This is a genomic window from Deinococcus indicus, from assembly GCF_002198095.1.
Classification (GTDB): domain Bacteria; phylum Deinococcota; class Deinococci; order Deinococcales; family Deinococcaceae; genus Deinococcus; species Deinococcus caeni.
In genome coordinates this window covers 1-24,018 of record NZ_NHMK01000018.1, presented here as the reverse complement: position 1 = coordinate 24,018, position 24,018 = coordinate 1, and the positions used below count along the sequence as shown (strand labels likewise).

Sequence of the window (24,018 nt, the reverse complement as noted above, 5' to 3'; positions counted from 1 at the left end):
GTGGCCTGACCCGACCCCAGGAGATCCCCCGACCATCATGCCCAAGTTCCCTGCCCTGCTGCTGTCCGCCCTGCTGCTGTCCACGCCCGCACACGCCCTGAAACTCAGCGTGTGGGACAGTGAACTGCAGACCAAACTGGGCGACGGCGAGAGCAGCGGCACTCAGCTGCGGGTGCGGTTGGTCGGGGATTACAACGGTCCGGTCGTGGTGCTGTTCGCGCCCAGCGACGAGGAACGCGCCAGGAACACCTTTCCGGGCCTGAAGAGCCGCTACAGCGGCGTGTTACGTGGCGGCCAGCTGGACCTGCAGGCTGACAACGGCCCGCAGGGCATCGCGCGCTTCCTGACGGCCTTCAAGCTCACGGTGACGCTACAGGTGCCCGGTAGCCCCGTGACCCTGCCCGGCCTGAGGTCCGCGCCCGCGAACGCCCCCGCAAACAAGAAGTAAAAGAAGCGACGCGGGCGGCGCGCTAGGATCGGACCCGGAACTTCCATTTCCCGGCGGTCCCCCCGACCGCCCCACAAGGAGAACGTCATGCTGGCCCAGATTCTTGTTGTCGAAGACGATCCGCACCTCGGGCCGCTGCTCAAGGAGTACCTGTCCGGCGAGTACCAGGTGCATCACGCCGCCACCCTCAGGGACGCGCAGGCGTGGCTGGGTACGCACACCGCCCAGCTGATCCTGCTGGACCTGAACCTGCCGGACGGCGACGGCCTGGACCTCGTGCAGGCGCTGCGGCAGTACTCCAGCACGCCGGTCCTGGTGCTGTCGGCGCGCAGCGGCGTGCAGGAGCGTGTGGCGGGCCTGAATGCCGGCGCGGACGACTACCTGACCAAACCGTTCGCCATGCCGGAACTCGACGCGCGCATCACGGCGCTGCTGCGGCGCACGGCGGCCGGGTCCGGCGTGAACCTGGGCAACACCAGCCTGTCCACCAGCAGCCTGCTGCTGACCGTGGACGACAAGCACACCAACCTGACCGAGCACGAGGCCCGCATCCTGGAACTGATGATGCGCACGCCCGAGCGGGTGTTCTCGCGCGCGGACATCGAGTCTCACCTGTACGGGTGGGAGACGCCGAACAGCAACTCGGTCGAGGTGCGGATCTCGCAGCTGCGCAAGAAACTGGAACATGCGGGCAGTGACCTGAGAATCCGCACGATCCGCAACGTCGGGTACGTGCTGCAGGCCTGATGAGCCCGCCGCGCCCCGCCGCACTGATGCTGCCCGGCGGGGGGCTGGTGTCGGCGCGGGTGGCGTGGCGGCACTCGCTGCGGTTCCGGCTGGCCCTGACGTACAGCCTGCTGGCGCTGGTGCTGATCCTGCTGACCAGCTTGGGCGTGGTGACGCTGCTGCTGTCGCGCATGGACCAGCAGTTCACGGACCGCCTGAATGAACGGGCGGACACGCTGGCCGAGGCGTTCACGGGCGTGCAGCGCGGGCTGGGCCGCACGGCCGGCAGTGCCAGCGCGTACACCATGCTGATCGACGCGGAGGGCGTGGTGTACGCGACCAGTCCGATCCTGCGGGAATTCAACGACGCGCCGTTCCCCTTCGGCACGCAGGGGCAGGTGACCGTGCAGGACACCAGCGTGCGGGCCGTGCAGCGCCCGGTCGGGGATTTCGGGACGCTGTGGGTGGGCCTGCCGGAGGTGGACCTGATCGCCGCGAGGCAGAGTGCCCTGAGCGCGCTGCTGCTGGCGCTGATCGTGGCGCCGCTGCTGCTGCTGCTGACCGGCTGGTGGGTGGGCCGCCGCGCCCTGAGCGGCCTGGAGCACGCCGCGAACCTCGCGGACCGCATCGACCCGACCCGCAGTCTGGCCACGCTGCCGCTGCCGGCGCAGGAGGACGAGGTTCACCGCCTGCTGACCGCCATCAACCGCCTGCTGGTCCGCATCGAGGACGGGCAGGCGCGTGAAAAGCAACTGCTGGGGCAGATCGTGCATGAGCTGGGCGCGCCGCTGACCGTCCTGAAGGCCAGCCTGCAACGCGCCGAGGAACGCACGAACGACCCGGAGGTGCAGCGGGCCTCGCTGGTCGCGGACGAACTGACCTTCACCACGCAGGACCTGATGCAGCTGGCGCGCGGGGAACTGGAGATGAAACTCGCGTGGCATTACATCCCGGCCCGGACGCTGCGGGGCCGCGTGGACCGGCTGGTGCCCGGCACGACCTTCGAGGGCGACTGGACCGGCGGCATCCTGTGCGACCCGGACCGGCTGACGCAGGCGCTGCGGAACCTGACCGCCAACGCCCGCCGCGCCGCCGGAACGGACGGGACCGTGACCGTCACCCTGACCGAGACGCCCGAGTGGCTGACCTTCACGGTGCGCGACAGCGGGCCGGGCCTGCCGCCGGAACTGGGCGAGCGGATCTTCCAGCCGTTCGTGAGCGGGGCAGGCAGCAGCGGCCTGGGCCTGAGCGTGTCACGGCAGATCGCGCTGATGCACGGCGGCACCCTGACCGGCCAGAACCACCCGCAGGGCGGGGCGCTGTTCACGCTGGCGCTTCCCGGCGCAGCCCTCGGCGACGACAGCGACGACCCCGACGACCCCAACGACATGGACGAGGCGGACCTGCTGAACGAACCGCCCCTGCCCGCCCGCGCCTGAGAGCCCACCGGGCGCAGCGGCACCCCCACCGGGCGGACCGTGCCTGCCGCTGCGCCCGGTCCGGGCCGGACCGTATTCTGACCGGGTGACCAGTCGCCCCCTGTTCGCCGACCTGCACGTTCCGTCCGCGCCGGAGGAACTGCTGGCGCTGCTGACCCTGCGCTTCACGCCGGGACTGGGCCCACGCCGCACCGAGAGCCTGCGCGCCCACTTCGGGTCGGCGCACGCGGCGCTGCGTGCTCCCCGCAGCGAACTGCGCGGCGTGCCGGGCCTGGACATCCGCAGTCTGGCCGCCATCGGCACCCCGAAGGCCGCTGAACAGGCAGGGGCGGAACTGGCCGAGGCCGCCCGGCTGGGCGTGACCCTGCTCGGGCGCGGACTGGACGGTTACCCGCCCGCCCTGGACGCGCTGGAGGACGCCCCGGCGGTCCTGTGGGTGCTGGGCGACCTGCCGGACCTGCCGGTCGTGCCGCGCGCCGTCGGGATCGTGGGCACGCGCGCCGCCAGTCCTCACGCGGTCTCGCTGACCCGCACGGTCGCGGCGGACCTGGCCCGCGCCGGCGTGGTCGTGGTCAGTGGACTGGCGCGCGGCGTGGACACGGCGGCGCACGGCGCGGCGGTCGAGGCGGGGGGCCTCAGCGTGGGCGTGCTGGGCAGCGCCGTGAACGTCATCTACCCCCGCGAGAACGAGCGACTGGCCGAACGGCTCACGCTGATCAGCGAGTACCCGCTGGGGACCGGTCCCGCGCAGCATCACTTCCCGACCCGTAACCGCCTGATCGCCGCCCTGAGTGCCGGGACGCTGGTCGTCGAGGGCGAACGCAAGAGCGGGTCGCTGATCACCGCCACGCACGCGCTGGAATGCGGGCGCACCGTGTTCGCCGTGCCGGGCCGCGCCGGGGACCCCCGCGCCGCCGGGCCGCACGCCCTGATCCGCGACGGCGCGGTCCTGACCGAATCGGCCGCCGACATCCTGACCGAGTTCGGGTGGGGTAGCGTGCCGCAGCAACCCGCGCTAAACCTCCCGTCCGAGCAGGCGCAGGTGCTGGCCGCCATCAACGCGCCCACCACTCTGGACGACCTTCAGGCCCGCGCGCGCCTGCCGCTGGCAGACGTGCAGACCGCGCTGGTCATGCTGCAACTCGCCGGACTGGTCGAGGAGGTCGGGGGGCGCTGGAGCCGACGTTGACCTGATCAGGCGAGTTCCGTCTGTTTCGCCGACAACCCGGAACATCGCCGGCTTGTCAGCTTCACGTCCGGAACCCGTTGCTCTCCCACTCGCTTCGCTCGGATTGAACGGGCTTTGCAGCCCATTCAATCGGAGTTCATCTCAGCCGTGCTGCGGGCCGAAGTCCTTTTCCACAGTCACGCGCGGCGGGCCGTTCAGGGTCACGCCTTCCTGCGCGGGGTCCAGCAGCTCCGGTAGGCGGGCACGCAGGCCCACGCGCAGGTGCCCGGCACTCCCGCTCAGCGTGTCTCCGTACGGGTCGAGGGTCAGGGTCCAGCCTCCGCCGGGCCACTCGACGCGGGTTTCGAGGGACTCGCCGCGCGTCAGGGCCGCGAGTTCCAGATCGTCGATGCGGGCGCGGACCCGGCCGCCGGTGAACCTGACTTTCATGCGTGACAGGATAGACGCATGGACATCCTGATTCTGGGCGGCACGCAGTTCGTGGGCCGGCACATCGTGCTGGCGTTCCTGGCGGGCGGGCACCGCGTGAGCATCCTGACGCGCGGCCAGTCCCCGGACAAGTTGCCAGAGAATGTTGAGCGACTGCGCGGTGACCGGGCCGATTCGGGTGGCCTGGACACCCTGGCGGGCCGCCGCTGGGACGCCTGCGTGGATGTCAGCGGGTACACCCCGGCCGCCGTGCGGGCGAGTGCTGCGGGGCTGCGGGACCGGGTGGGCCGCTACGTGTTCGTCAGCACGGTCAGCGTGTACGCCGAGCCAGGCCGTCACCCGGTGCGGGAGGACGACCCGCTGCTGCCGCCCGCGCCCGAGGATCAGACCGAGGTGACGGGCGCCAGTTACGGCCCGCTGAAGGTGGCCTGCGAGCAGATCGTGCAGGAAGCGTTCGGGGACCGCGCCACCATCCTGCGGCCGCAGATCGTGGCGGGGCCGTTCGATCGCACGGCCCGCTACCCGTACTGGCCGGACCGGGCCAGGGGGGGGGGGGAGACCCTGCTGCCCGGCAGCGGCGAGGATCACGTGCAGGTGATCGACGCGCGGGACCTCGCCGAGTTCACGGTACGCATGGTCGAGCAGAATGTGGGCGGCGTATTCAATGTGGCCGGGCCGCGCCTGAGCTGGGCGGCCTTCGCGGGCGTGCTGGGCGTCCGGCAGCCGGTATGGGTGCCGGCGGAGGCCCTGGAACGCCTGGGCCTGGGCTTCCGGGAACTGCCGCTGTTTCTCCCGGAGCACTCGGAGCAGGCGGGCCTGATGGACGTGGACAACAGCCGGGCACTCGCGGCGGGCCTGAGCCTGCGTGACCCGGCCGTGACGGCCCGCGACACCCGCGCCTGGAGTGCCGGGGCCGCCCTGACCTACGCCCTGACCCCGGACCGCGAGGCGCAGGCGCTGGCCGCGTGGAGAGAAGAACAGGCCGGGTAGAGACGGCGTCCCGGCCCGCTTCTCTCCAGGGTGATCCCGAGAGAAGCCGGCCCGGGTGGTATGCTGACCCCCGCTTCAAGAGTGCCTTAAGGGAGGTGCGCCTTATCTCGCAGGAAATCTGGGCGGACGTGCTTGGGTACGTCCGCAAGAACATTTCAGAGGTGGAATACCACACCTGGTTCGCCCCCGTGAAGAACCTGGGCGTGCAGGAAGGGTCGCTGGTCCTGGGCGTGCGGAACTCGTTCGCGCAGGAGTGGTTCCGCAAGCATTACCTGGAGTTGCTGGAGGACGCGCTGCGCAGTCTGGGCGCCCAGAACCCGCAGGTGAGTTTCCAGGTGCTGCCGGCCGCGCAGGACGCGCTGCTGCTGCCCAGCGACCCGCCGCCGCCCCCACCCGCCCCGCCCGGACGCGCCGCCCCGGCACCCGCGCCGGTCGAGAACCGCAAGGTCCTGAACCCCAAGTACACCTTCGAGAACTTCGTGGTGGGGCCGAACAACAACCTCGCGCACGCGGCGGCGCTGGCGGTCGCGGAGTCGCCCGGCAAGGCGTACAACCCGCTGTTCATCTACGGGGACGTCGGGCTGGGCAAGACCCACCTGATGCACGCGGTCGGGCATTACATGACCGAGCGCTTTCCGGGCAAACGGATCGAGTACGTCTCGACCGAATCGTTCACGAACGACCTGATCAACGCGATCCGCGAGGACCGCATGACGCAGTTCCGCAACCGCTACCGCAGCGTGGACCTGCTGCTGGTCGACGATATTCAGTTCCTGGCCGGCAAGGAGCGCACGCAGGAGGAGTTCTTCCATACCTTCAACGCGCTGTACGAGAACCACAAGCAGATCATCCTGAGTTCCGACCGACCGCCGAAGGACATCCAGACGCTGGAGGGGCGGCTGCGCAGCCGTTTCGAGTGGGGTCTGATCACGGATATCCAGTCGCCGGAGTATGAGACGCGCGTGGCGATCCTGAAGATGAACGCCGAGCACAACCGCATCGACATTCCGCAGGAGGTCCTGGAACTGATCGCGCGGCAGGTGACGACCAACATCCGTGAGCTGGAAGGCGCGCTGATGCGGGTGGTGGCGTTCTGCAGCCTGAACAACGTGCCCTTCAGCCGGGCGGTGGCGGCCAAGGCGCTGAGCAACGTGTTCACGCCGCAGGAAGTCAAGGTCGAGATGATGGACGTGCTGAGGCAGGTGGCGGCGCACTACAACATGTCCCCGGACGTGATCCGGGGTTCCGGACGGGTGCGGGAGGTCGTGCTGCCCCGTCAGGTGGCGCAGTACCTGATCCGTGAACTGACGGACCATTCCCTGCCGGAGATCGGGCAGTTCTTCGGGCGGGACCACTCGACGGTCATGCACGCCATCAACAAGGTGACGGAGCAGGTGGGCCGCGAACCCGAGATCACGGCGGCTGTCGAGACGCTGCGGCGCCGGATGCAGGGCCTGTCGGACGACGAGAATGAGGCATAATACCGTGTCCGGTTTTTCCTGTGGGCAGAATAAGTTCCAAATCCCGTTCCAAAACTGTGTGCGCAGTTTCACAAGCTGTGGATAACCCTGTGGATAACCTGTGGATAACCCCGTTTTTTCTGTGGATAAAATTGTGGATAACCCAGGCCATCCACACCCCTGTGGATAACCGGGCTTTTTGTCCACAGGTTATCCACAGGAAACCGCCACTTATCCACAATTTTGTCCACAGGGCAAAGCCGCGCTGGGCGCAGCCCTAGACCACTTTTCCACAGTTTCCACAGGCCCTATTACTACTACTACTATCTTTTTTTAAGATAAGAACAGATAAAAGATAGGACCCAGACAGAGAGGCAAGCCATGAACGTACACGTCACCAAAAAAATCCTCAGTGAGGGGCTCGGTCTCCTCGAACGCGTGGTTCCCAGTCGCAGCAGCAACCCCCTGCTCACGGCCCTGAAAGTCGAGGCCACCGAGGCAGGCCTGACCCTCAGCGGCACCAACCTCGAAATCGACCTGTCGTGCTTCGTTCCGGCCGAGGTCCGGGACCCGCAGAACTTCGTGGTGCCCGCCCACCTGTTCGCGCAGATCGTCCGCAACCTGGGCGGCGAACTGGTCGAACTGGAACTCAGCGGCGCGGAACTCGCCGTGCGGGCCGGCGGCTCGGACTTCAAACTGCAGACCGGTGACCTGGATGCCTACCCGCCCCTGAGCTTCCCGGCGCAGGCCGACGTCAGCCTGGACGCCACGGAACTGGCCCGCGCCTTTTCCAGCGTGCGGTACGCCGCCAGCAACGAGGCCTTCCAGGCCGTGTTCCGGGGCATCAAGCTCGAGCACCGGCCCGAGGGCGCGCGCGTGGTTGCCTCGGACGGGTACCGCGTGGCCATCCGTGACTTCCCGGCCAGTGGAGACGGCCGCAACCTGATCATCCCGGCCCGCAGCGTCGATGAACTGATCCGCGTGCTCAAGGACGGCGAGGCGCGCTTCACGTACGGCGACGGCATGCTGAGCGTCACGACCGACCGCGTGCACATGAACCTGAAACTGCTCGACGGCGATTTCCCGGATTACGAGCGCGTGATTCCCAAGGACATCAAGCTGCAGGTCACGCTGCCCGCCACCGCCCTGAAGGAGGCCGTGAACCGCGTGGCCGTGCTGGCCGACAAGAACGCCAACAACCGCGTGGAATTCCTGGTGTCCGAGGGCAAGCTGCGGCTGGCGGCCGAGGGCGACTACGGCCGCGCGCAGGACACCCTGGACGTGGTGCAGGGCGGCACCGAGCCCGCCATGAGCCTCGCCTTCAACGCCCGGCACGTTCTGGACGCCCTGGGTCCCATCGAGGGGGAAGCCGAGCTGCTGTTCAGCGGCTCCACGAGCCCCGCCATCTTCCGCGCGGCGGGCGGGGGCGGGTACATGGCGGTCATGGTCACGCTGCGCGTCTGAGGGGCCTGTGGGCGCCCGCACGGACCGGCCGTGTGGGCACCCAGGGGTCACGGGCCTGCGGGGCGCCGGTCTCTAGCGTGGTCCGTTCGACTTAGACCGGGTGTACCGTTCCATGACCTGAGCCGCTTATAGTGTCTGAAGTACACCTACTCGACCGGTGGTCCCGCCCCACGGCAGCCCGGCGGCGGGAGGGCACCCCAACCTCGGAGGAAAGAGCGATGAAGATTGAGAAAGTGATGGCCCGTGAAGTGCTGGACTCGCGCGGGAACCCCACCGTGGAAGCCGAAGTGCACCTCGACAGCGGGTTTTCCGGCCGCGCGATCGTCCCCTCGGGCGCCAGCACCGGCACCCACGAGGCCCTCGAACTGCGTGACGGCGGCAGCCGCTACCTCGGCAAGGGCGTCCTGAAGGCCGTCCAGAACGTCAACGAGGCCCTCGGGCCGGCCGTGGTCGGCATGGACGCCACCGAACAGGCCGCCATTGACGCCGCCATGATGGCCGTCGACGGCACCCCCAACAAGGGCAGCATGGGCGGCAACGCCATCCTGGCCGTCAGCCTCGCGACCGCCCGCGCCGCCGCCGCCGAACTGGACATCCCGCTCTACCGCTACCTGGGCGGCAGCAACGCCAAGACCCTCCCGGTCCCGATGATGAACGTCATCAACGGTGGCGCCCACGCCGACAACTCGGTGGACTTCCAGGAGTTCATGGTCATGCCGGTCGGCGCACCGACCTTCCGCGAGGCGCTGCGCTACGGCGCCGAGACCTTCCACAGCCTCAAGAAGGTCCTGTCCGCCAAGGGCTACAACACCAACGTCGGTGACGAGGGCGGCTTCGCCCCGGACCTCAAGAGCAACGAGGAAGCGCTGGACGTGCTGCTCGAGGCGATCGAGAAGGCCGGTTACGAGCCCGGCAAGGACATCGCCATCGCGCTGGACCCGGCCGTGACCGAGCTGTTCAGGGACGGCAAGTACCACCTGGAATCCGAGGGCCGCGTCCTCTCGACCGCCGAGATGGTGGACTTCTGGGCCGACTGGGCGCAGCGCTACCCGATCGTGAGCATCGAGGACGGTCTGGCCGAGGACGACTGGGACGGCTGGGCGCAGCTGACCGCCAAGATCGGCGACCGCGTGCAACTGGTCGGGGACGACCTGTTCGTGACCAACCCCGAGCGCCTGCAGCGCGGCATCGACACCAAGGTCGGCAACGCCATCCTGGTGAAGGTCAACCAGATCGGCAGCCTGACCGAGAGCATGGACGCCATCGAACTCGCCAAGCGTCACCACTACGGCACGGTCATCAGCCACCGCAGCGGCGAGTCCGAGGACGCCTTCATCGCGGACCTGGCGGTCGCCACGAACGCCGGGCAGATCAAGACCGGTTCGGCCAGCCGTTCGGACCGCATCGCGAAGTACAACCAGCTGCTGCGCATCGAGCACGCGCTGGGCGACCGCGCGGTGTATCCGGGCCGTAAAGCCCTGCGTTAAGGGTGTCGCCGGGCGGTGGGGACCAGTCCTCGCCGCCCGGCCTTTCAGGTGTTTGGAAAGGATTCCACATGAAACAGATTGACCGCGCCACCAAGATCGTGGCGACCGTCGGCCCCGCCAGCCGCAGCCCGGAAGTGCTGAGCCGCATGATCGACGCGGGCCTGAACGTCGTCCGCATGAACTTCAGCCACGGCGACCGCGAGGACCACCGCCAGACCCTCCAGATGGTCCGTGAACTGGCCGCCAAGAAGGGCGTCACCATCGGCATCCTGCAGGACCTTCAGGGTCCCAAGATCCGCGTGGCGCGCTTCGCGGAGGGTAGCGTCACGCTGGCGCCCGGCGACAAGTTCACCATCACCATGGACGACGTCGAGGGCGACGCCACCCGCGTCGGCACGACCTACAAGGCCCTGATCCACGACGTGACGCCCGGCATGACCCTGCTGCTCGACGACGGCAACATGTCGCTGCGTGTCGAGGGCGTGCGCGGCAACGACGTGCTGACCACCGTCGTGATCGGCGGCGTCCTGAAGAACAACAAGGGCATCAACGTGCCCGAGGCTGACCTGAGCGTTCCCGCGCTGTCCGAGAAGGACGTGCAGGACATGGAGTTCGGCGCGGAACTGGGCGTGGACTGGGTGGCGCTGAGCTTCGTGCGCTCCCGCGACGACCTGCTGCTGGCCCGTCACTACATGTCCCGCTTCGGCAGCCGCGCCAAGCTGATGGCCAAGATCGAGAAGCCGCAGGCCGTGGACCGCTTCGAGGACATCCTGAAGGAAGTGGACGGCATCATGGTCGCGCGCGGTGACCTGGGCGTCGAGATGCGTCCCGAGCAGGTGCCGACCATCCAGAAGCGCATCATCCGCATGTGCCGCGAGGCGGGCAAGCCCGTGATCACGGCCACGCAGATGCTCGAGAGCATGATCAGCCTGCCGCGCCCCACCCGCGCCGAGGCCTCCGACGTGGCGAACGCCATCTACGACGGCACGGACGCCGTGATGCTGTCGGCCGAGTCCGCCGCCGGCCTGTACCCGGTCGAGTCGGTCGCCATGATGGACGCCATCGCCCGTGAAGCCGAGGCCAGCGAGCACTACAAGATGCTGCAGCGCCAGCTGGTGATCGACACGGAACTCGCGCAGGATTCCATCGCGTACGCCGCGTGCAACATCGGCGAGAAGCTGGACTCCCCGGCCATCGTGACCTTCACGAGCACCGGCGGCGCGGCGGCCCGCATCGCCAAGAACCGCCCCCCGCTGGCGATCCTGGCCCTGACGCCCAACGAGACGACCCGCAACCAGCTGGCGCTCTCCTGGGGTGTCGTGCCGGTCCTGAGCGAGGACCCCCGCAACACCGACGACATGGTCCGCATCGCGAACGACGAGCTGGGCCGCAGCGGACTGGCCGAGCCGGGCGACCGCTACGTGATCACGGCCGGCGTGCCGTTCGGCGTGCGCGGCACGACCAACATGCTGCGCGTGGAACGCCTGCGCGAGTAATCCGGGCCTCCGTCCGTTCACAGTCCGGGGCCTCATGTCAGGGGCGTGTGATGCGGAGGGCGGATTTTTATCCACAGGGACGGGGTTTTTCCACACCCTCCCTGTGGATAAGTCTGTGGGGACGGCCGGGGTTTTCCGGCTGCCACACACCGTCCACAGGCTGCCGGGGTTGTCCACAGCAGCCTGTGCATAACTTTCCCTGACCGGGGGGCGGTCCCGGCGGCCCTGAGAGCCACGTAAAGGCCCCGTGAAGGGCCGGGGTGGATCAGGAGCCCAGGATCAGGCGCGCAAAGCGGTCCTTGCCCTTCTGGATGACCACGCCGCCCTCTGCCGAGAGCTGGTCGCGGGTCAGGGTGCCCTGCGGGTCCGTGAACGGCTCCCCGTTCAGTTTCAGGCCCCGGTTCTGCATCAGTTTGCGGGCCGCGCCGTTGCTGGGTTCCAGTCCGGCCAGCACCACCAGTTTCGCCATGCTGATGCGCTGCGGGTCCACGCTGCCGTCCAGATCGGCGGCCGGGACGGTCACCGCCGGGATGTTCTCGGGAATGCCCCCCCTGGCGACGCTGCGGAAGCGGGCCTCGGCGGCGTCCAGGTCCGCGCCGGGATGCAGGCCCGAGACGACCTCGCGGGCCAGTTCGCGGTGCGCGGCGACCGGGTGTCCGGCCAGCAGTTCCTCGATCCGGGCGGCGGGCAGGTCGGTCAGCAGTGTGAAGTAGTTGCCCAGCAGCGGGTCGGGCACCTTCATCAGTTTGGCGAACATCTCGTGCGGTTCGTCGGTCAGGCCGATGTAGTTGTCCAGGCTCTTGGACATCTTCTCGGTGCCGTCCAGGCCGACCAGCAGCGGCAGGGTCATGACGACCTGCGCCTCCTGCCCGTAGTCGCGTTGCAGGGCGCGGCCCACGAGGTTGTTGAACAGCTGATCGGTGCCGCCCAGTTCCACGTCCGCCTCCAGCGCCACCGAGTCGTAGCCCTGCGTCAGGGGGTACAGCAGTTCGTGAACGGCGATGGGCACGCCGCCCTCGAAACGTTTGCGGAAGTCGTCGCGTTCCATGATCCGCGCGACCGTGTAGCGGCTGGCGAGGCGGATCACGTCGGCGTACCCCATGGGCTCAAGCCACTCGCCGTTGTAGCGGATCTCCAGCACCTCGGGCTCCTGGCGCAGGATCAGGCGGCACTGCTCCAGGTAGCTCTTGGCGTTCTCGCGGGTCTGCTCCAGGGTCAGCGGGGGGCGGGTCTTGGACTTGCCGCTGGGATCGCCGATCATCGCGGTGAAGTCCCCGATCAGCATGATGACCTTGTGGCCCAGGTCCTGGAACTGCCGCATCTTGCGCAGGATCACGGCGTGCCCCAGGTGCAGGTCCGGGCGGGTGGGGTCGGCCCCCAGTTTCACGCGCAGCGGCGCGCCCTTCTCCAGTTTGCGGCGCAGGTCGTCCTCGGACACCAGGTCTACCACGCCACGTCTGAGCAGCTCGATCTGCTCGGCGATCGGTACGTTCCAGCGGATTTCACTCATAGGTCACTCCATGAAAGGAGCGGCGCACTTGCTGCTTGCAGGTGCGCCGCTCGGGGTTGGATTTCAGGCTGTCACTGACCCTCCTACCGCTGGCGGCAGGGGAGATACGCACGTCGGGTCAGGTGCCTCACGCCGCCCAGCATAGCAGGCGCGCGGGCCGGCGCTCTAGCATGACCGGCGTGAAGACCATCCATGAACTGCGCGCCACCTTCCCCCGGCCGGGGCGGGTCGAGTGGATCGGGCTGCGGCCCGCCCGCCGCGCCCCGCTGCTGCGGGTGGCGCAGATCGAGGCGCACCCGCTCGTGGGCCTGATCGGCGACCACGGCAAACTGGCCCCCCCGCGCCTGACGGCCCTGACCGGCGAGGTGGGCGAGGCGGGCGGGCGTCCGGCGGCGCCGCCGGTGCCGGGCGGGCCGGGGCGGCGGCAGGTGACGCTCATCCAAGCCGAGCACCTGCCGGTCATCGCGGCGCTGTGCGGGCGGGCGGAGGTCACGCCGGACCTGCTGCGGCGCAACATCGTGGTCAGCGGCCTTCCGCTGCTGGCCCTCAAGGACGCCCGCTTCCAGATCGGCGAGGTGATTCTGGAGGGGACGGGCGAGTGCCACCCCTGCTCGCGCATGGAAGAGACCCTGGGCGAGGGCGGGTACAACGCCGTGCGCGGCCACGGGGGCCTGACCGCCCGCGTGATCCGGGGCGGCCTGATCCGCGAGGGCGACACCCTGACCCCGCTGCTGCCCTGACGGTGGAGGGACCCAGCGGGCCCGCTATGCTGGGCGGCATGGCGAAACGCTCCCCCCAGGCTCCCCTGAGTGCCGCCCAGCGGCTCACCCTGGCCGGTGCGTTCGGGTTCACGCGCCTGATCGTGGAACTGGGCGTCCTGAGTTCCTTCGCGTTCAGTCTGGCGCTGTTCGTGGCGGCGATCGCGCAGGCGTACGTGACCATCCGCGCCGCCATGGGCCGCCTGGGCGAGGCGGAAACCACCAAGACCCTGATCATCGCGGCGGTCGAGCAGGCCGACACGCTGCTGGTGGGCGTGGCGCTGCTGATCATCTCGTTCGGGTTGCAGGCGCTGTTCGTGGGGCGGCTCCAGAACGTCCCGGCGTGGCTGCACATCCGGTCCTTCGATGACCTGAAACAGAAACTGATCGGGATCGTGGTCGTGGCGCTCGCCGTGAACTTCTTCAGCGTGGCGCTGGAATGGAAGGGCGGCGCGGACATCCTCGCGTACGGCGCGTCGCTGGCCGCCGTGATCCTGGCCGTCGGTGCGTACTCGGTGATCCTGAGCCGGCAGGACGCCGGGCGCTCCCACCCGCCGGCCCCCCACGCAGACCCGAATGCAGAGCTACCAGCGGCAGAGCAGGCGTGACCGCGCCACTGGACGCCCGCCTGGAGACGGTCCTGTCCCTGATCCGCGCAGGGGCGCACGCGGACATCGGCAGTGACCACGCGGCCCTGCCGCTGGCGCTCGTGCGGCGCGGTCACATCGGGCGCGGCGTGATCGTGGAACTGAACCCCGGTCCGCTGGCGCACGCCCGCCGCAACGTGGCGCTCGCGGGCCTGGGCGACCGTCTGGAGGTCCGGCAGGGCGACGGACTGGACCCGCTGGCGCCCGACGAGGTGCCCAGCGTCAGCCTGACCGGCATGGGCGCCCTGACCATGCGCGGCATCCTGGAACGCGGCGCGGCCCGGCAGGTGCGCCCGGACGCCGTGACGCTCCAGCCGAACGACAACCCCGCCCCGCTGCGCGAGTGGGCACGCGGGGCCGGGTATCACCTGCGGGCCGAGCGGCTGGCCAGCGGGTACTGGACCTACCCGGTCCTGCGCTTCGAGCGGGCCGAAGGGCCGGACCCCGCCTACGACGGCCTGCCAGGCGACGCGGCGCGGCGCTACGGCCCCCTGCTGCTGCGGGAGGGGAGTGCGCTCCTGCACCAGCAGGTGTGGGCGGACGTGACCCGCCTGACCCCGCTGGCCGCGCCCGGCCGCCCGGCGGCGCTGGAACTTGCCACTGCGCGTTCGGCGCTGGCGTGGCTGGAAGGCCGCACCTCACCGGACCCTGCGGCCAGGGGGTAAAACAAAAAATCCGCCCTTCTCGGACGGTGATAAAACCAGAATAGCGTGGAATGCACGGGGTGTCAAATCTATGCATTCGTTCCTGAAAACAGCGTCCAGCGGGGCGCTTTTTAACGCGACTCCTGAGTGTGGGTGCATGGCCGCAGGGTGGTGTGCGGGGGCCGGAATAAAAAAATCCGCCTCTCGGGCGGTTATGTCTTCAAGATAGCGCGGTATGCGCGGTACGTCAATTCCATGCGGGCGGGCCGGAAAAGACCGTCCGGGACGGCTTTTCTGGCCTGCAGTGAACGGGGGTGGGTGCATAGGGAGGGGGGCGGCCCGCCCGCAGCCGCCCCCCCGATCCGCGCCGCGCTGCGTTAGCGGGCGACTTCCACGGCGCGGCTTTCACGCACGACGGTCACCTGCACCTGACCGGGGTACTCCATGTCCTGCTCGACCCGTCCGGCGATCTCGCGGGCCAGCAGGGTCGCCTGGGCGTCCGTGACCTTCTCGGGCTGCACGATCACGCGCACCTCGCGCCCGGCCTGGATGGCGTAGGCCTGCTGCACGCCGGGGAACGACACGGCGATCTGCTCCAGCTGTTCCAGGCGGCGCACGTACGATTCGAGTTCCTCGCGCCGCGCGCCGGGCCTCGCGGCGCTGATGGCGTCGGCGGCGGCGACCAGCACCGAGTACAGCGTCTCGCCGTTCTCCGGGTCGTGGTGGTGCGCGATGGCGTCGACGACCTCGTGCGGCTCACCGAAGCGCTTGGCGAGGTTGATGCCGATGTCCACGTGCGTGCCGTCGATCTCGCGGTCGATGCTCTTGCCCACGTCGTGCATCAGGCCGGCGCGGCGGGCCATGCCGGCGTCCAGGCCAAGCTCCCCGGCCATGATGCCGGTCAGGTGCGCCACCTGAATGGAGTGCTTCAGGACGTTCTGCCCGTAACTGGTGCGGAAGTACATGCGCCCCAGCAGCTGCACCAGCCCCGGTTTGATGCCCACCACGCCCGCCTCGATGGCAGCCTCCTCGCCCTGGGCGTGCATGAAGACCTTCATCTCCTCCTGCGCCTTGCTCACCATCTCCTCGATGCGGGTCGGGTGGATGCGGCCGTCGGCGACCAGGGCGTCCAGGACGTGCCGGGCGACCTCGCGCCGGACCGGGTTGAAGCTCGACAGGATCACCGCTTCCGGCGTGTCGTCGATGATCAGGTCCACGCCGGTCAGGGCCTCGAAGGCGCGGATGTTGCGGCCCTCGCGGCCGATCAGGCGGCCCTTCATGGCGTCGTTGGGGATGGGCACCACCGACACGCTCAGGGCGGCGCTCGTCTCGGAGGCGCTGCGCTGGATGGCCTGCGCGATCACGTGCCGCGCCGTGCGTTTGGCGTCGGCACTGGCGCGTTCCTGCATGGCCTTCACGCGGATCGCCTTTTCCTCTTCCAGTTCGGCGTCCAGTCGGCCCAGGATCTCCTCGCGGGCCGCCTCGGGCGACAGGTTCGCCACCTCGAACAGTTTCAGTTCGGCCTGATGCAGCCGCGCGCCGATCTCGGCCTCGTGTTCGGTGAGGGTCCGGCCGCGTTCCTCCAGCCGGTCCTCCAGGGCGTCGAGTTTCTCGCCGCGCGCGTCGAGCTGCTCGGCGCGGCGGTTCAGGCGCTCGATCTCCCGCTTGAGTTCGTCGCGTTCCCGCCGCGTTTCCTGGCGGTCGCTGCTCAGGGCCTCGCGTTCCCGTGCGGCATCCTGCTTGGCCTGGGCGCGTTCGGCCTCGACCTGGGCGCGCAGGGCGGCGATCTGTTCCCGCTGGCTGCTCAGCTGTTCCCGCTGACCGTCGAGCTGGGCTAGCTGCACGCCTGCCTGCGCCTCGCGGTCAGCGGCTTCCTGTGTCCTTCTTCCGGCGTCCTGTCTGGCCTGGTCGGCCTGTTCCCTGATGCGCTGCGCGTCCGCCTCCGCCTGCGCGCGGATACGCTGCGCCTCGGCGCTGGCTTCCCGCTGCAGCCGGTCGTCCACCTCGGCCCGCTGGCGCGCGCCGCGTGACTGCCCCCCCAGGAATCCTCCGACCAGACCGATCAGGAGCGCGGCAATGATCCAGATGATCGTCACGTTCAGCTCCTTTTCGGGTTTACGAGAAGTGGTGGTCACCACTCCCTGACATTGGTGTTGAAAAACGAACGCCACCAGTGGGGACGTTCGGCCCGCAGTGTAGCTCCAAAGCCCACCCAGCGGGGGAGGGGGGGGCGCGCCCAGGGAGGCGGCGGCGCGTGGCCGCATGAAAAACCCCCGCCGGGAAGGCGGGGGCCAATCACACGGGGTGTGATTACTTCGCGGCGTGCACCACGAGTTTCATGGGGATGGTGACTTCGGGGTGGGCGCGGTAGGCAATGTCGTACTCGCCGATTTCCTTGACGGTTTTCGGCATGTCGATCTTGCGCTTGTCCACGTCGAAGCCCAGCTTGTCCAGGCTGCCGGCCACGTCGGCGTGGGTCACGGCGCCGTAGATCTTGCCTTCGCCGGCGCGCACGCTGAGTTCAACGGCGACGCCGTTCAGGCGGCTGGCGAGGTCCTCGGCGGCGGCCTTCTCCTGTGCCAGGACTTTCTGGCGGGAGCGGACGCGCGCTTCGAGGCTTTTCATGTTGCTGCTGGTGGCGGGAGCGACGATGCCCTGGGGGATCAGCCAGTTACGGGCGTACCCGTCCTTGACGTTCACGATATCGCCGGTCTTGCCCAGTTTGCCGGGTTCAAGAAGAATGACCTGCATGTGTATTCTCCTTATTTCCGGACGAGCTTCTCGGTGTAGGGCAGCAGGGCCAGCTGGCGGGCGATCTTGATCGTCTGCGCAATGCGGCGCTGGTGCTTGGCCGAGAGGCCCGTGCGGCGGCGAGGGAGGATCTTGCCCGTGTCACTGACGAAACGGCGCAGCATCTTCACGTCTTTGTAATCGGTGATTTCCAGTTCTCCGATGGAGAACGGATCGACCTTCGGCTTGCGGGGACGCTTGGGTCCCTTGCCGCGCGGTTTGCGCTCGGCGTTGCTGGATTGGGTCATGTTGGTGTCCTTAAATCTGCGTTCCTACGCCCCGGAAAAGGTCCCTTGCGGGGTGGGGGTCAGAACGGCAGGTCTTCTTCTTCCGGTGGGAAATCGTCGAGACCTTGGTCAATATCTAAGCCGCCCGAACGGTTCCCCGTGTTCGCCGCCCGGCTGGGAGCGTAGCCGCTCTGCTGGGGGCGCGCCGCACTGCTCGCGGTCTGCGTGCGAGGTCCGGCGGGGGTGGCTGCAGGGTTACCGGCGCCTGCGCCTCGGGACAGGGCTTCGACTCGCGTCGCCTCTACTTTGGTGGAGTTGCGTTTGTTACCGTCGCGGTCGGTCCACGCTTCGTTGACCAGTCTTCCCTGCACGAGCACGGGGTCCCCCTTGCGGAGTTCTTTCATGCTCTCGGCCAGTTCACGCCACAGCGTGACATCAATCCAGTGGGTTTTCTCCTGCTTCTGTCCCTGACGGTCGTTCCAGGTCTCGTTCACGGCCAGGCCGATTCCGAGCACGGCGTCGCCGGCGGGGGTGTAGCGCAGTTCGGGGTCGCGGACGACGTTCCCGATGAGAATCACTTCGTTCATGCCGCTGCCCATGCGTACGCCGCCTCCGGCGTCCTGCACGAGTTCCGGGGCGTAGCCCAGCTGCTCCATGCGGAGCGACTTGACGCGCACCATGCTGCGTTTGCCGCCTTCGGGCGCTTCCCACTGGCTGTATTCCAGGCTGCCCTCGACCATCACGGCGTCGCCGCCTTTCAGGTTCCGTTCGGCCTGCCACTCGGCGGGTTTGCCGAGAATGGACACGCGGTGATACCAGGGGAGTTTGCGTTCACGTCCGTCGTTGCCGACGATGTGGTCTTCTCCGGCCACGGTGGCCTCGAACACGGCGGTCCCGTTGGGGGTGTAGCGCAGTTCGGGGTCGCGGGCGAGTGCGCCGATCAGGTAAACGTGGTTCATGCCTCGGGCCATGACTGGGTCTCCTTTGTTGCTGGCTGAATCCTGGGACGGTCGGTCCCGGGGATTCGTACTGGGGGCTTGGTGGGTTGCTGGCGGGTTGACCCTTGCGGGTGACCGTACTGTAACAGGCCGGGATCTTTTACGTCAAGAGCGTAAAAAGATCAGGCCTTCTTGGTCTTCCATTCCGGGCGGTCCTTGACCACCAGGACGCGGCGCACGTGGTCACGCAGGCGCAGCGTGGAAGCGATGTCCTTCTCCGGGTTGCCGCTGCCCTTGATGGTGTACATCAGGTAGTAGCCCTCGCGGTCCTTGTTCACGGCGTAGGCGAGGCGGCGGTTGCCGAGCTCGTCGAGGCCCGTGATCTCGCTCCCGGCGTTCTTCACGGTGGTCTCGATGTAGTCCTTCTCGATGCTCACCTGCTCGGCGCTGAGGTTGGGGTTCAGGATCAGGTTCAGGTCGTACTGGTTCATAATTCACCTCCTTGTCGCCGCTCGCAGGCGGGGGTTCCTGACAGGGTCAGGCCTCGCCGGGCAGCGCAACTCACCACATTACCAGAGTCCGCGCAGGGTTTCCAGAGGTCAGCTGGCGCATCCCCCGGCAGGGGCCAGCCGCTACGCTGAAGGGCATGACGGACTCTCCCCAGCACGCCCTGGACGGCATCCTCGACATCCTGCGCGAGGCCGTGGAAGGCGGTCGGCCCGGACAGGGCACCGCCTTTCTGGACGGCACGAACGCCGACGGCACCGGGAACCACGGCCTGCTGGCGACCCTGGACGTCCTGAGCGCCGAACAGGCCAGCCGCGACCTTCACGGCGCGACCGTGGCCGGGCAGGCGCGGCACACGGCGTTTCACATGGAAGTCGTGGTGCGCTGGCAGCAGGGCGAACGAGGCCCCTTCGACTGGCAGGGCAGTTTCCAGCCCGCGCAGGTCACGCCAGCGGAATGGGACGCCCTGCGCGCCCGCGTCCGGGCCGCCTACGCGGGGCTGGTGGCCTTTGTGGACACTCAGCGCGACCAGCCAGTGACTGGGGACGCCACGGGCGGCCTGAGCGGGGCCGTGTCGCACGTCGCCTACCACCTGGGCGCCATCCGGCAACTCGTGAAGGCGCTGGCATGACGGACCTGCGCCCTTTCACCCCCGCCGACGCGGACGCCTTCGCCGCCCTGCAACTCGCGGCACTCGGCCGCGCCGGCAGCGGCGAGGACCTGCTCGCCGCCGACGCCCGCCGCCCACCCGCCGACCTGCTGCGCCGCCGCCTGCTGGTCGCTGCCGACGGTGAGGTCCTGGGGGGCACGCAGCTTCAGACCTGGGCCTTCTCTCCACCCGGCTTCCTGCACGCGCAGCTGATGGTCCACCCGCACGCCCGCGGGCAGGGCCACGGCAGCGCGCTGTGGCAGGACCTGCTGACGGCCGCGCGCCACGCCGGAGCGCGCGGACTGCACACCGACGTGCCCGACCCGGACCCCGCCGACCGGGACTGGGCCGCGCGCCGGGGGTTCACCGTGCACGCCCACCGCTTCGCCTCGCAGCTCGACCTGACCCGCTTCGACCCGGCCGCTTTCGAGCCGCAGCGGCAGGCGGCCCAGGCGCAGGGCGCCACCTTCACGGACCTGAGCGGCACCGACTTAAACAGTGCAGATGAAGCCACCCTGGACCGCTACCTGAACTTCGTGGCCGACCGCCTGATCGAGACCCCGGACCTCGCCGGGCACCCCCGCTGGCCGCTGACGCAGGTGCGCGAGATCCTGCGCCTGGACCACGACCCCCGCCCGGACTGGCTGGTGCTGGCCGTCGGTCCGGACGGAGAGTGGCTGGGCACCACCGCCATGATCCGGTTCCGCAGCCTGCCGTTCGCGTACAACGAACTGACCGCCCTGCACCCGCAGGCGCGGGGGCGCGGACTGGCGCTGCCCCTGAAACTTCAGGTGATCGAACGGGCGCAGCGCGAGGGCTTCACGACCATGCGCACCAACAACCACTCCCGGAACGCGCCCATGCTGGCCGTGAACCGCCGCCTGGGCTTCGCGCAGCAGGCCGGCCGCTTCGAAATGCACCGGCCGCTGCCCTGAACCTACCTGTACCAGAACCGTCCAGACAGAGGCCCCTGGACCGACCTGCCGGACCTACTTACGGCGCCTGAAGGGATTCCAGCGGGAACCGCCGTCCTCCCGCGCCTCCCTGACCGGTTCTGGTGCCGCGGGTGCCGGCGCGGCGGCCCGGCCTGCTGGACCGTGACGGCCCACCAGCCGGGTCGTCGGTTCGGCCGGTTTCTCATCCGTCTCGTAGACCTCGTCGGCGGGCGTCTCTCCCAGCGCGGTCAGCAGGGCGCGGCGCAGCGCGTCGGCCGTCGGACGCTCGCCCGTGCGTTTGGCGAGCGCCAGCTCGGCCAGCCGCGCCACGTTGCGCGGCACCTGCGGATTCAGGTGCGCCAGGGGCGGCGGGAAGCGTGTCAGGTGCGCCACCATCAGCTCCTCGTACGTGTGACCGTGGTAGGGCCGCTCGCCGCTCAGCAGCTCGTACGCCAGGATGCCCAGGCTGTACACGTCGCTGGCGGAACTGCTGCTCTCACCGTGATAGATCTCGGGCGCCATGTAGTACGGGCTGCCGCTGACCTTCCCGCCCTGCGCCAGGAAGTACGTGTTCCCCAGGTCGCCCAGCGCGGCGCGGCCCCCGGCGACATACACGTTCTGCGCCTTCACGTCCTGATGCACCGCCCCCAGGTGGTGCAGGTACGCCAGGGCCGACGCCACGTCCGCCAGGATCCGCAGGGCGCCGTCCAGGGTCAGCGGCGTGCCGTCCCGCTGCAACTGCTCGCTCAGCGCGCCGTCCGGGTAGTACTGCACCGCCAGGAAGGCCTGCGGTCCGAACGGAGTTCCCCCGAAGCCCTGCACCAGATGCGGATGCCGGAACTGGAGGGTCAGGCGGACCTCGTTCCCGAACAGTTCCGCCGAGTCCTGCACGGCCAGCGTCTCGGCGTGCGGGATCTTCACGGCGACCTGCTGACCGCGCGGATCGGTCGCGAGACGGACCAGGGACGTGTTCCCGCGACCGATCACGCGGTGCAGGGTGTAGGCAGACAGGGTGTTCTGATCAGGCATGGGTAGGGGCAACTCGGAAAGGCGTGAAAAGGCGAAAAAAGCTGCGGCGGAACGCGGACCAGACCGGACCAGGGCAGACCGGACACAGCAGGCGGCGGTACCACAGGGTAAGCCCCCGCCGATGATCCCAGGCTGACACAGAAAATCCCTGAACGTTGCATGAACTACAGAAGCGGCGGGACCGGATCAGGCCACGCCGCTCTGTCATACGGACGTCCGTTCGTTTCGCCGACAATCCGCAACTTCACCGGATTGCCAGCTCCTCGTCCGGACCCCGTTTCTCCCTCTCTCGCTTCGCTCGGACCGGGCAGGCTTGGTAGCCCACTTGATCCGAGTGCGGATTACTCGTCGTCGCCGCTCTCCTCGGCCACGCGCTTCCCGGCCAGCCACTCCAGACCGGCCCACATCAGGTCGTCCAGGTCGCCGTCCAGCACGTCGGCCGGGTTGTGTTTCATGACGCCCGTGCGGTGGTCCTTGATGTACTGCTTGTCCAGCACGTACGAGCGGATCTGCGATCCCCACTCGATCTTCTTCTGCTCGCCGCGGGCCTTCGCTTCCTCGTCCTCGCGCTTCTTGACCTCGATGTCGTACAGACGCTGCTTCAGGATCTGCAGGGCGATCTCGTGGTTCTTGATCTGCGAGCGCGTCTGCTGCGAGGCCACGGCCAGTCCGGTCGGAAGGTGGGTCAGGCGCACGGCCGAGTCGGTCGTGTTCACGCCCTGACCACCGGCGCCCTGCGAACGGAACACGTCGCGGCGCAGGTCACTGTCCGGAATGTGGATGTTGATCTCCTCGGCCGGAACTTCCGGCACCACATCCACCGACGCGAACGACGTGTGGCGGCGGTTGTTGCTGTCGAACGGCGACACGCGAACCAGCCGGTGAACGCCGTGCTCGGGCAGCATCATGCCGAAGGCCTTGTCGCCCCGGATGATGAACTCGCTGCTGATCACGCCCGCCTGCTCGCCGTCCACCTGATCGATCAGGTCCACCTTGTACCCGCGCCGTTCGGCCCAGCGCATGAACATCCGGGTCAACATTCCGGCCCAGTCCATGCTCTCCGTGCCGCCCGCGCCGCTCTTGACGCGCACGATGGCCGACGTGTCCGCGTGCTTCATGGTGAACAGCGTCTCGCGGTACAGGTCGTCCACCCGCTTCTGGATGCTCTGCTGCTCTTCCATGAGCATCTCGCGTTCATCCGCGTCGGCGATCTCCATCATCTCGCTCAGGCCCTGCGCGTCGGATTCCAGGCTGGTGTAGCCCTCCACGATCCGCCGGACCGTTCCGGCCTCCTGCGTGACCTGCCGCGCGCGGGCCGCGTTGTTCCACAACTCCGGATCCCCGAGTTCGCGATCCAGTTCGTTCAGTCTGCGTGCTTTGCCGGGAATGTCAAAGGTACTCCCGGAGCGACGCCAGTTTTTCCAGTAATTCCTGCATGGACGTGCCTCCCTTCCGCCGCGACCCGTTGAGCGGGGGGCGGGTTCATATACCAAGAGAACAGTATACGGAGGAGGCGGTGGGAGAGAGGCAGCGGGGAATGGGCAGAAGGAAGTGGACAAGGCTGCCTGTCCCTGTCGCGCTGCTGAGTGGGGAAGAGGTCGGGCAGAGGGGAGGCGTCGAGGCGATGTTCCTGGCGTCCCAGAGGCACATTCCCGATGGCAGGGCCACCCACGTCCCATGCCTCGTGCCCACTGGCGTGGGGAGGATCAAGCGAGTCTCTGGACCGGGGTGTTGACAGATTCACCGGGGGCCTGTATCTTTTCTGAGCCTCAAGCGAGGCGGGAAGCATGACAGGCGAAGAGATGTGAGAACAGGCCAGCTCGACAGGGCTGGGCGAGCGGAACACCACCCCGGTGTTCTCCAGATTCGTGAAACGGACCGAGTCCTTCGGGATGAAGTCGAAACAGTACTCTAATGAGTACAGCCAAGCGCAAGCGAGGCATCAAACACATCGATACCGCTCCGCTTGCGGAGCGTTATGGAACCATTTTTTGGAGAGTTTGATCCTGGCTCAGGGTGAACGCTGGCGGCGTGCTTAAGACATGCAAGTCGAACGGGCTCTTCGGAGCTAGTGGCGCACGGGTGAGTAACGCGTAACTGACCTACCCCAAAGTCGCGGATAACGGTTCGAAAGAATCGCTAATACGTGATGTGCTGCTCCCTCGTGTGGGATCAGTAAAGGTTGACTGCTTTGGGATGGGGTTGCGTTCCATCAGCTAGTTGGTAGGGTAAAGGCCTACCAAGGCGACGACGGAT

General features: G+C 68.3%; 23 protein-coding genes and 1 rRNA gene. 15 read left to right on the top strand and 9 right to left on the bottom strand.

Annotated features, from left to right (window positions below; all coding sequences use genetic code 11):
* Positions 1-37: 37 nt before the first annotated feature.
* The 4 genes from CBQ26_RS12555 (at position 38) to dprA (ending at position 3,802) form a co-directional block, all read left to right on the top strand.
* Positions 38-448, top strand: a complete 411-nt coding sequence (locus tag CBQ26_RS12555) for a hypothetical protein (protein WP_088248975.1) — start codon at positions 38-40, stop codon at positions 446-448.
* 87 nt (positions 449-535) lie between these two features.
* Complete coding sequence (locus tag CBQ26_RS12550; protein WP_088248974.1) at positions 536-1,195, top strand: response regulator transcription factor; 660 nt, start codon at positions 536-538, stop codon at positions 1,193-1,195.
* Entirely contained in the window at positions 1,195-2,613 is a 1,419-nt protein-coding gene (locus CBQ26_RS12545) for a sensor histidine kinase (RefSeq protein WP_088248973.1), read from the top strand. Before CBQ26_RS12550 ends, CBQ26_RS12545 begins: the two co-directional genes overlap by 1 nt.
* Positions 2,614-2,698: 85 nt before the next feature.
* Positions 2,699-3,802, top strand: a complete 1,104-nt coding sequence (dprA, locus tag CBQ26_RS12540; RefSeq protein ID WP_229844369.1) for a DNA-processing protein DprA — start codon at positions 2,699-2,701, stop codon at positions 3,800-3,802.
* A gap of 141 nt (positions 3,803-3,943) precedes the next feature.
* Here dprA and CBQ26_RS12535 read toward each other — a convergent pair whose 3' ends face one another.
* Positions 3,944-4,231: a hypothetical protein gene (locus CBQ26_RS12535; protein WP_088248972.1), complete on the bottom strand. Its 288-nt coding sequence runs from the start codon at positions 4,229-4,231 to the stop codon at positions 3,944-3,946.
* 18 nt (positions 4,232-4,249) lie between these two features.
* Between CBQ26_RS12535 and CBQ26_RS12530 the strand changes: the two genes are divergently transcribed.
* The 5 genes from CBQ26_RS12530 to pyk all read left to right on the top strand — a co-directional run bounded on the left by CBQ26_RS12530 (position 4,250) and on the right by pyk (position 11,128).
* Complete coding sequence (locus tag CBQ26_RS12530) at positions 4,250-5,221, top strand: NAD-dependent epimerase/dehydratase family protein (protein ID WP_088248971.1); 972 nt, start codon at positions 4,250-4,252, stop codon at positions 5,219-5,221.
* A gap of 104 nt (positions 5,222-5,325) precedes the next feature.
* A complete protein-coding gene (dnaA, locus tag CBQ26_RS12525) occupies positions 5,326-6,702 on the top strand; it encodes a chromosomal replication initiator protein DnaA (protein ID WP_088249006.1) in 1,377 nt (458 codons plus the stop codon).
* 360 nt (positions 6,703-7,062) lie between these two features.
* Positions 7,063-8,145: a DNA polymerase III subunit beta gene (gene dnaN, locus CBQ26_RS12520; protein WP_143342097.1), complete on the top strand. Its 1,083-nt coding sequence runs from the start codon at positions 7,063-7,065 to the stop codon at positions 8,143-8,145.
* Positions 8,146-8,363: 218 nt separating this feature from the next.
* Positions 8,364-9,632 (top strand): phosphopyruvate hydratase, encoded by a 1,269-nt coding sequence (gene eno / locus CBQ26_RS12515; protein WP_088248970.1) that lies wholly within the window; start codon positions 8,364-8,366, stop codon positions 9,630-9,632.
* Positions 9,633-9,700: 68 nt separating this feature from the next.
* The gene (gene pyk, locus CBQ26_RS12510; RefSeq protein WP_088248969.1) at positions 9,701-11,128 is read left to right on the top strand and encodes a pyruvate kinase; all 1,428 of its coding nucleotides are present in this window, start codon (positions 9,701-9,703) and stop codon (positions 11,126-11,128) included.
* Between the two features lie 265 nt (positions 11,129-11,393).
* Here pyk and tyrS read toward each other — a convergent pair whose 3' ends face one another.
* The gene (gene tyrS, locus CBQ26_RS12505; protein ID WP_088248968.1) at positions 11,394-12,638 is read right to left on the bottom strand and encodes a tyrosine--tRNA ligase; all 1,245 of its coding nucleotides are present in this window, start codon (positions 12,636-12,638) and stop codon (positions 11,394-11,396) included.
* Between the two features lie 179 nt (positions 12,639-12,817).
* On the opposite strand from tyrS, the gene CBQ26_RS12500 reads away from it, so the two are divergent.
* The 3 genes from CBQ26_RS12500 to CBQ26_RS12490 are packed head-to-tail and all read left to right on the top strand — an operon-like array spanning position 12,818 to position 14,708.
* A complete protein-coding gene (locus CBQ26_RS12500; RefSeq protein WP_229844368.1) occupies positions 12,818-13,378 on the top strand; it encodes an MOSC domain-containing protein in 561 nt (186 codons plus the stop codon).
* Positions 13,379-13,416: 38 nt separating this feature from the next.
* Positions 13,417-14,004: a YqhA family protein gene (locus CBQ26_RS12495; protein ID WP_088248966.1), complete on the top strand. Its 588-nt coding sequence runs from the start codon at positions 13,417-13,419 to the stop codon at positions 14,002-14,004.
* Positions 14,001-14,708 carry a tRNA (adenine(22)-N(1))-methyltransferase TrmK gene (locus CBQ26_RS12490; protein WP_088248965.1) on the top strand — a complete coding sequence of 236 codons (708 nt, stop codon included), beginning with the start codon at positions 14,001-14,003 and terminating at the stop codon, positions 14,706-14,708. The genes CBQ26_RS12495 and CBQ26_RS12490 overlap by 4 nt, the downstream gene beginning before the upstream one ends.
* Positions 14,709-15,064: 356 nt before the next feature.
* On the opposite strand, the gene rny is transcribed toward CBQ26_RS12490, so the two are convergent.
* The 5 genes from rny to rpsF form a co-directional block, all read right to left on the bottom strand.
* Positions 15,065-16,783 carry a ribonuclease Y gene (rny, locus tag CBQ26_RS12485; RefSeq protein WP_088249005.1) on the bottom strand — a complete coding sequence of 573 codons (1,719 nt, stop codon included), beginning with the start codon at positions 16,781-16,783 and terminating at the stop codon, positions 15,065-15,067.
* 214 nt (positions 16,784-16,997) lie between these two features.
* Positions 16,998-17,438: a 50S ribosomal protein L9 gene (gene rplI, locus CBQ26_RS12480; protein ID WP_088248964.1), complete on the bottom strand. Its 441-nt coding sequence runs from the start codon at positions 17,436-17,438 to the stop codon at positions 16,998-17,000.
* Positions 17,439-17,449: 11 nt separating this feature from the next.
* A complete protein-coding gene (gene rpsR / locus CBQ26_RS12475; RefSeq protein WP_055362092.1) occupies positions 17,450-17,725 on the bottom strand; it encodes a 30S ribosomal protein S18 in 276 nt (91 codons plus the stop codon).
* Between the two features lie 59 nt (positions 17,726-17,784).
* Positions 17,785-18,675, bottom strand: coding sequence for a single-stranded DNA-binding protein (locus tag CBQ26_RS12470; protein WP_088248963.1), 891 nt, complete (start codon positions 18,673-18,675; stop codon positions 17,785-17,787).
* A gap of 149 nt (positions 18,676-18,824) precedes the next feature.
* Positions 18,825-19,133 carry a 30S ribosomal protein S6 gene (rpsF, locus tag CBQ26_RS12465; protein ID WP_088248962.1) on the bottom strand — a complete coding sequence of 103 codons (309 nt, stop codon included), beginning with the start codon at positions 19,131-19,133 and terminating at the stop codon, positions 18,825-18,827.
* 155 nt (positions 19,134-19,288) lie between these two features.
* On the opposite strand from rpsF, the gene CBQ26_RS12460 reads away from it, so the two are divergent.
* Together CBQ26_RS12460 and CBQ26_RS12455 are read left to right on the top strand one after the other, a co-directional pair.
* The gene (locus CBQ26_RS12460) at positions 19,289-19,780 is read left to right on the top strand and encodes a hypothetical protein (protein ID WP_088248961.1); all 492 of its coding nucleotides are present in this window, start codon (positions 19,289-19,291) and stop codon (positions 19,778-19,780) included.
* The gene (locus CBQ26_RS12455) at positions 19,777-20,733 is read left to right on the top strand and encodes a GNAT family N-acetyltransferase (RefSeq protein WP_088248960.1); all 957 of its coding nucleotides are present in this window, start codon (positions 19,777-19,779) and stop codon (positions 20,731-20,733) included. The genes CBQ26_RS12460 and CBQ26_RS12455 overlap by 4 nt, the downstream gene beginning before the upstream one ends.
* Positions 20,734-20,787: 54 nt before the next feature.
* Here CBQ26_RS12455 and CBQ26_RS12450 read toward each other — a convergent pair whose 3' ends face one another.
* Positions 20,788-21,762: a serine/threonine-protein kinase gene (locus CBQ26_RS12450; RefSeq protein ID WP_088248959.1), complete on the bottom strand. Its 975-nt coding sequence runs from the start codon at positions 21,760-21,762 to the stop codon at positions 20,788-20,790.
* Between the two features lie 341 nt (positions 21,763-22,103).
* Positions 22,104-23,199 (bottom strand): peptide chain release factor 2 gene (gene prfB, locus CBQ26_RS12445; RefSeq protein ID WP_143342096.1). Its coding sequence is split into 2 segments (ribosomal slippage): positions 22,104-23,153 and positions 23,155-23,199, totalling 1,095 coding nucleotides; the frame shifts between segments, so codons are not numbered across the junction.
* 551 nt (positions 23,200-23,750) lie between these two features.
* Here prfB and CBQ26_RS12440 point away from each other — a divergent pair.
* A 16S ribosomal RNA gene (locus tag CBQ26_RS12440) occupies positions 23,751-24,018 on the top strand; the annotation flags it as partial.

Excerpts from the sequence above, each read along its gene's own strand:
- CBQ26_RS12470 (WP_088248963.1), bottom strand. The coding sequence starts at position 18,675 with ATGGCCCGAGGCATGAACCACGTTTACCTGATCGGCGCACTCGCCCGC.
- CBQ26_RS12455 (WP_088248960.1), top strand. The coding sequence starts at position 19,777 with ATGACGGACCTGCGCCCTTTCACCCCCGCCGACGCGGACGCCTTCGCC.
- dnaN (WP_143342097.1), top strand. The coding sequence starts at position 7,063 with ATGAACGTACACGTCACCAAAAAAATCCTCAGTGAGGGGCTCGGTCTC.
- CBQ26_RS12535 (WP_088248972.1), bottom strand. The coding sequence starts at position 4,231 with ATGAAAGTCAGGTTCACCGGCGGCCGGGTCCGCGCCCGCATCGACGAT.
- eno (WP_088248970.1), top strand. The coding sequence starts at position 8,364 with ATGAAGATTGAGAAAGTGATGGCCCGTGAAGTGCTGGACTCGCGCGGG.
- rpsR (WP_055362092.1), bottom strand. The coding sequence starts at position 17,725 with ATGACCCAATCCAGCAACGCCGAGCGCAAACCGCGCGGCAAGGGACCC.
- CBQ26_RS12550 (WP_088248974.1), top strand. The coding sequence starts at position 536 with ATGCTGGCCCAGATTCTTGTTGTCGAAGACGATCCGCACCTCGGGCCG.
- tyrS (WP_088248968.1), bottom strand. The coding sequence starts at position 12,638 with ATGAGTGAAATCCGCTGGAACGTACCGATCGCCGAGCAGATCGAGCTG.
- CBQ26_RS12530 (WP_088248971.1), top strand. The coding sequence starts at position 4,250 with ATGGACATCCTGATTCTGGGCGGCACGCAGTTCGTGGGCCGGCACATC.
- CBQ26_RS12450 (WP_088248959.1), bottom strand. The coding sequence starts at position 21,762 with ATGCCTGATCAGAACACCCTGTCTGCCTACACCCTGCACCGCGTGATC.
- CBQ26_RS12555 (WP_088248975.1), top strand. The coding sequence starts at position 38 with ATGCCCAAGTTCCCTGCCCTGCTGCTGTCCGCCCTGCTGCTGTCCACG.
- CBQ26_RS12495 (WP_088248966.1), top strand. The coding sequence starts at position 13,417 with ATGGCGAAACGCTCCCCCCAGGCTCCCCTGAGTGCCGCCCAGCGGCTC.
- pyk (WP_088248969.1), top strand. The coding sequence starts at position 9,701 with ATGAAACAGATTGACCGCGCCACCAAGATCGTGGCGACCGTCGGCCCC.
- CBQ26_RS12460 (WP_088248961.1), top strand. The coding sequence starts at position 19,289 with ATGACGGACTCTCCCCAGCACGCCCTGGACGGCATCCTCGACATCCTG.
- rplI (WP_088248964.1), bottom strand. The coding sequence starts at position 17,438 with ATGCAGGTCATTCTTCTTGAACCCGGCAAACTGGGCAAGACCGGCGAT.
- CBQ26_RS12545 (WP_088248973.1), top strand. The coding sequence starts at position 1,195 with ATGAGCCCGCCGCGCCCCGCCGCACTGATGCTGCCCGGCGGGGGGCTG.
- rpsF (WP_088248962.1), bottom strand. The coding sequence starts at position 19,133 with ATGAACCAGTACGACCTGAACCTGATCCTGAACCCCAACCTCAGCGCC.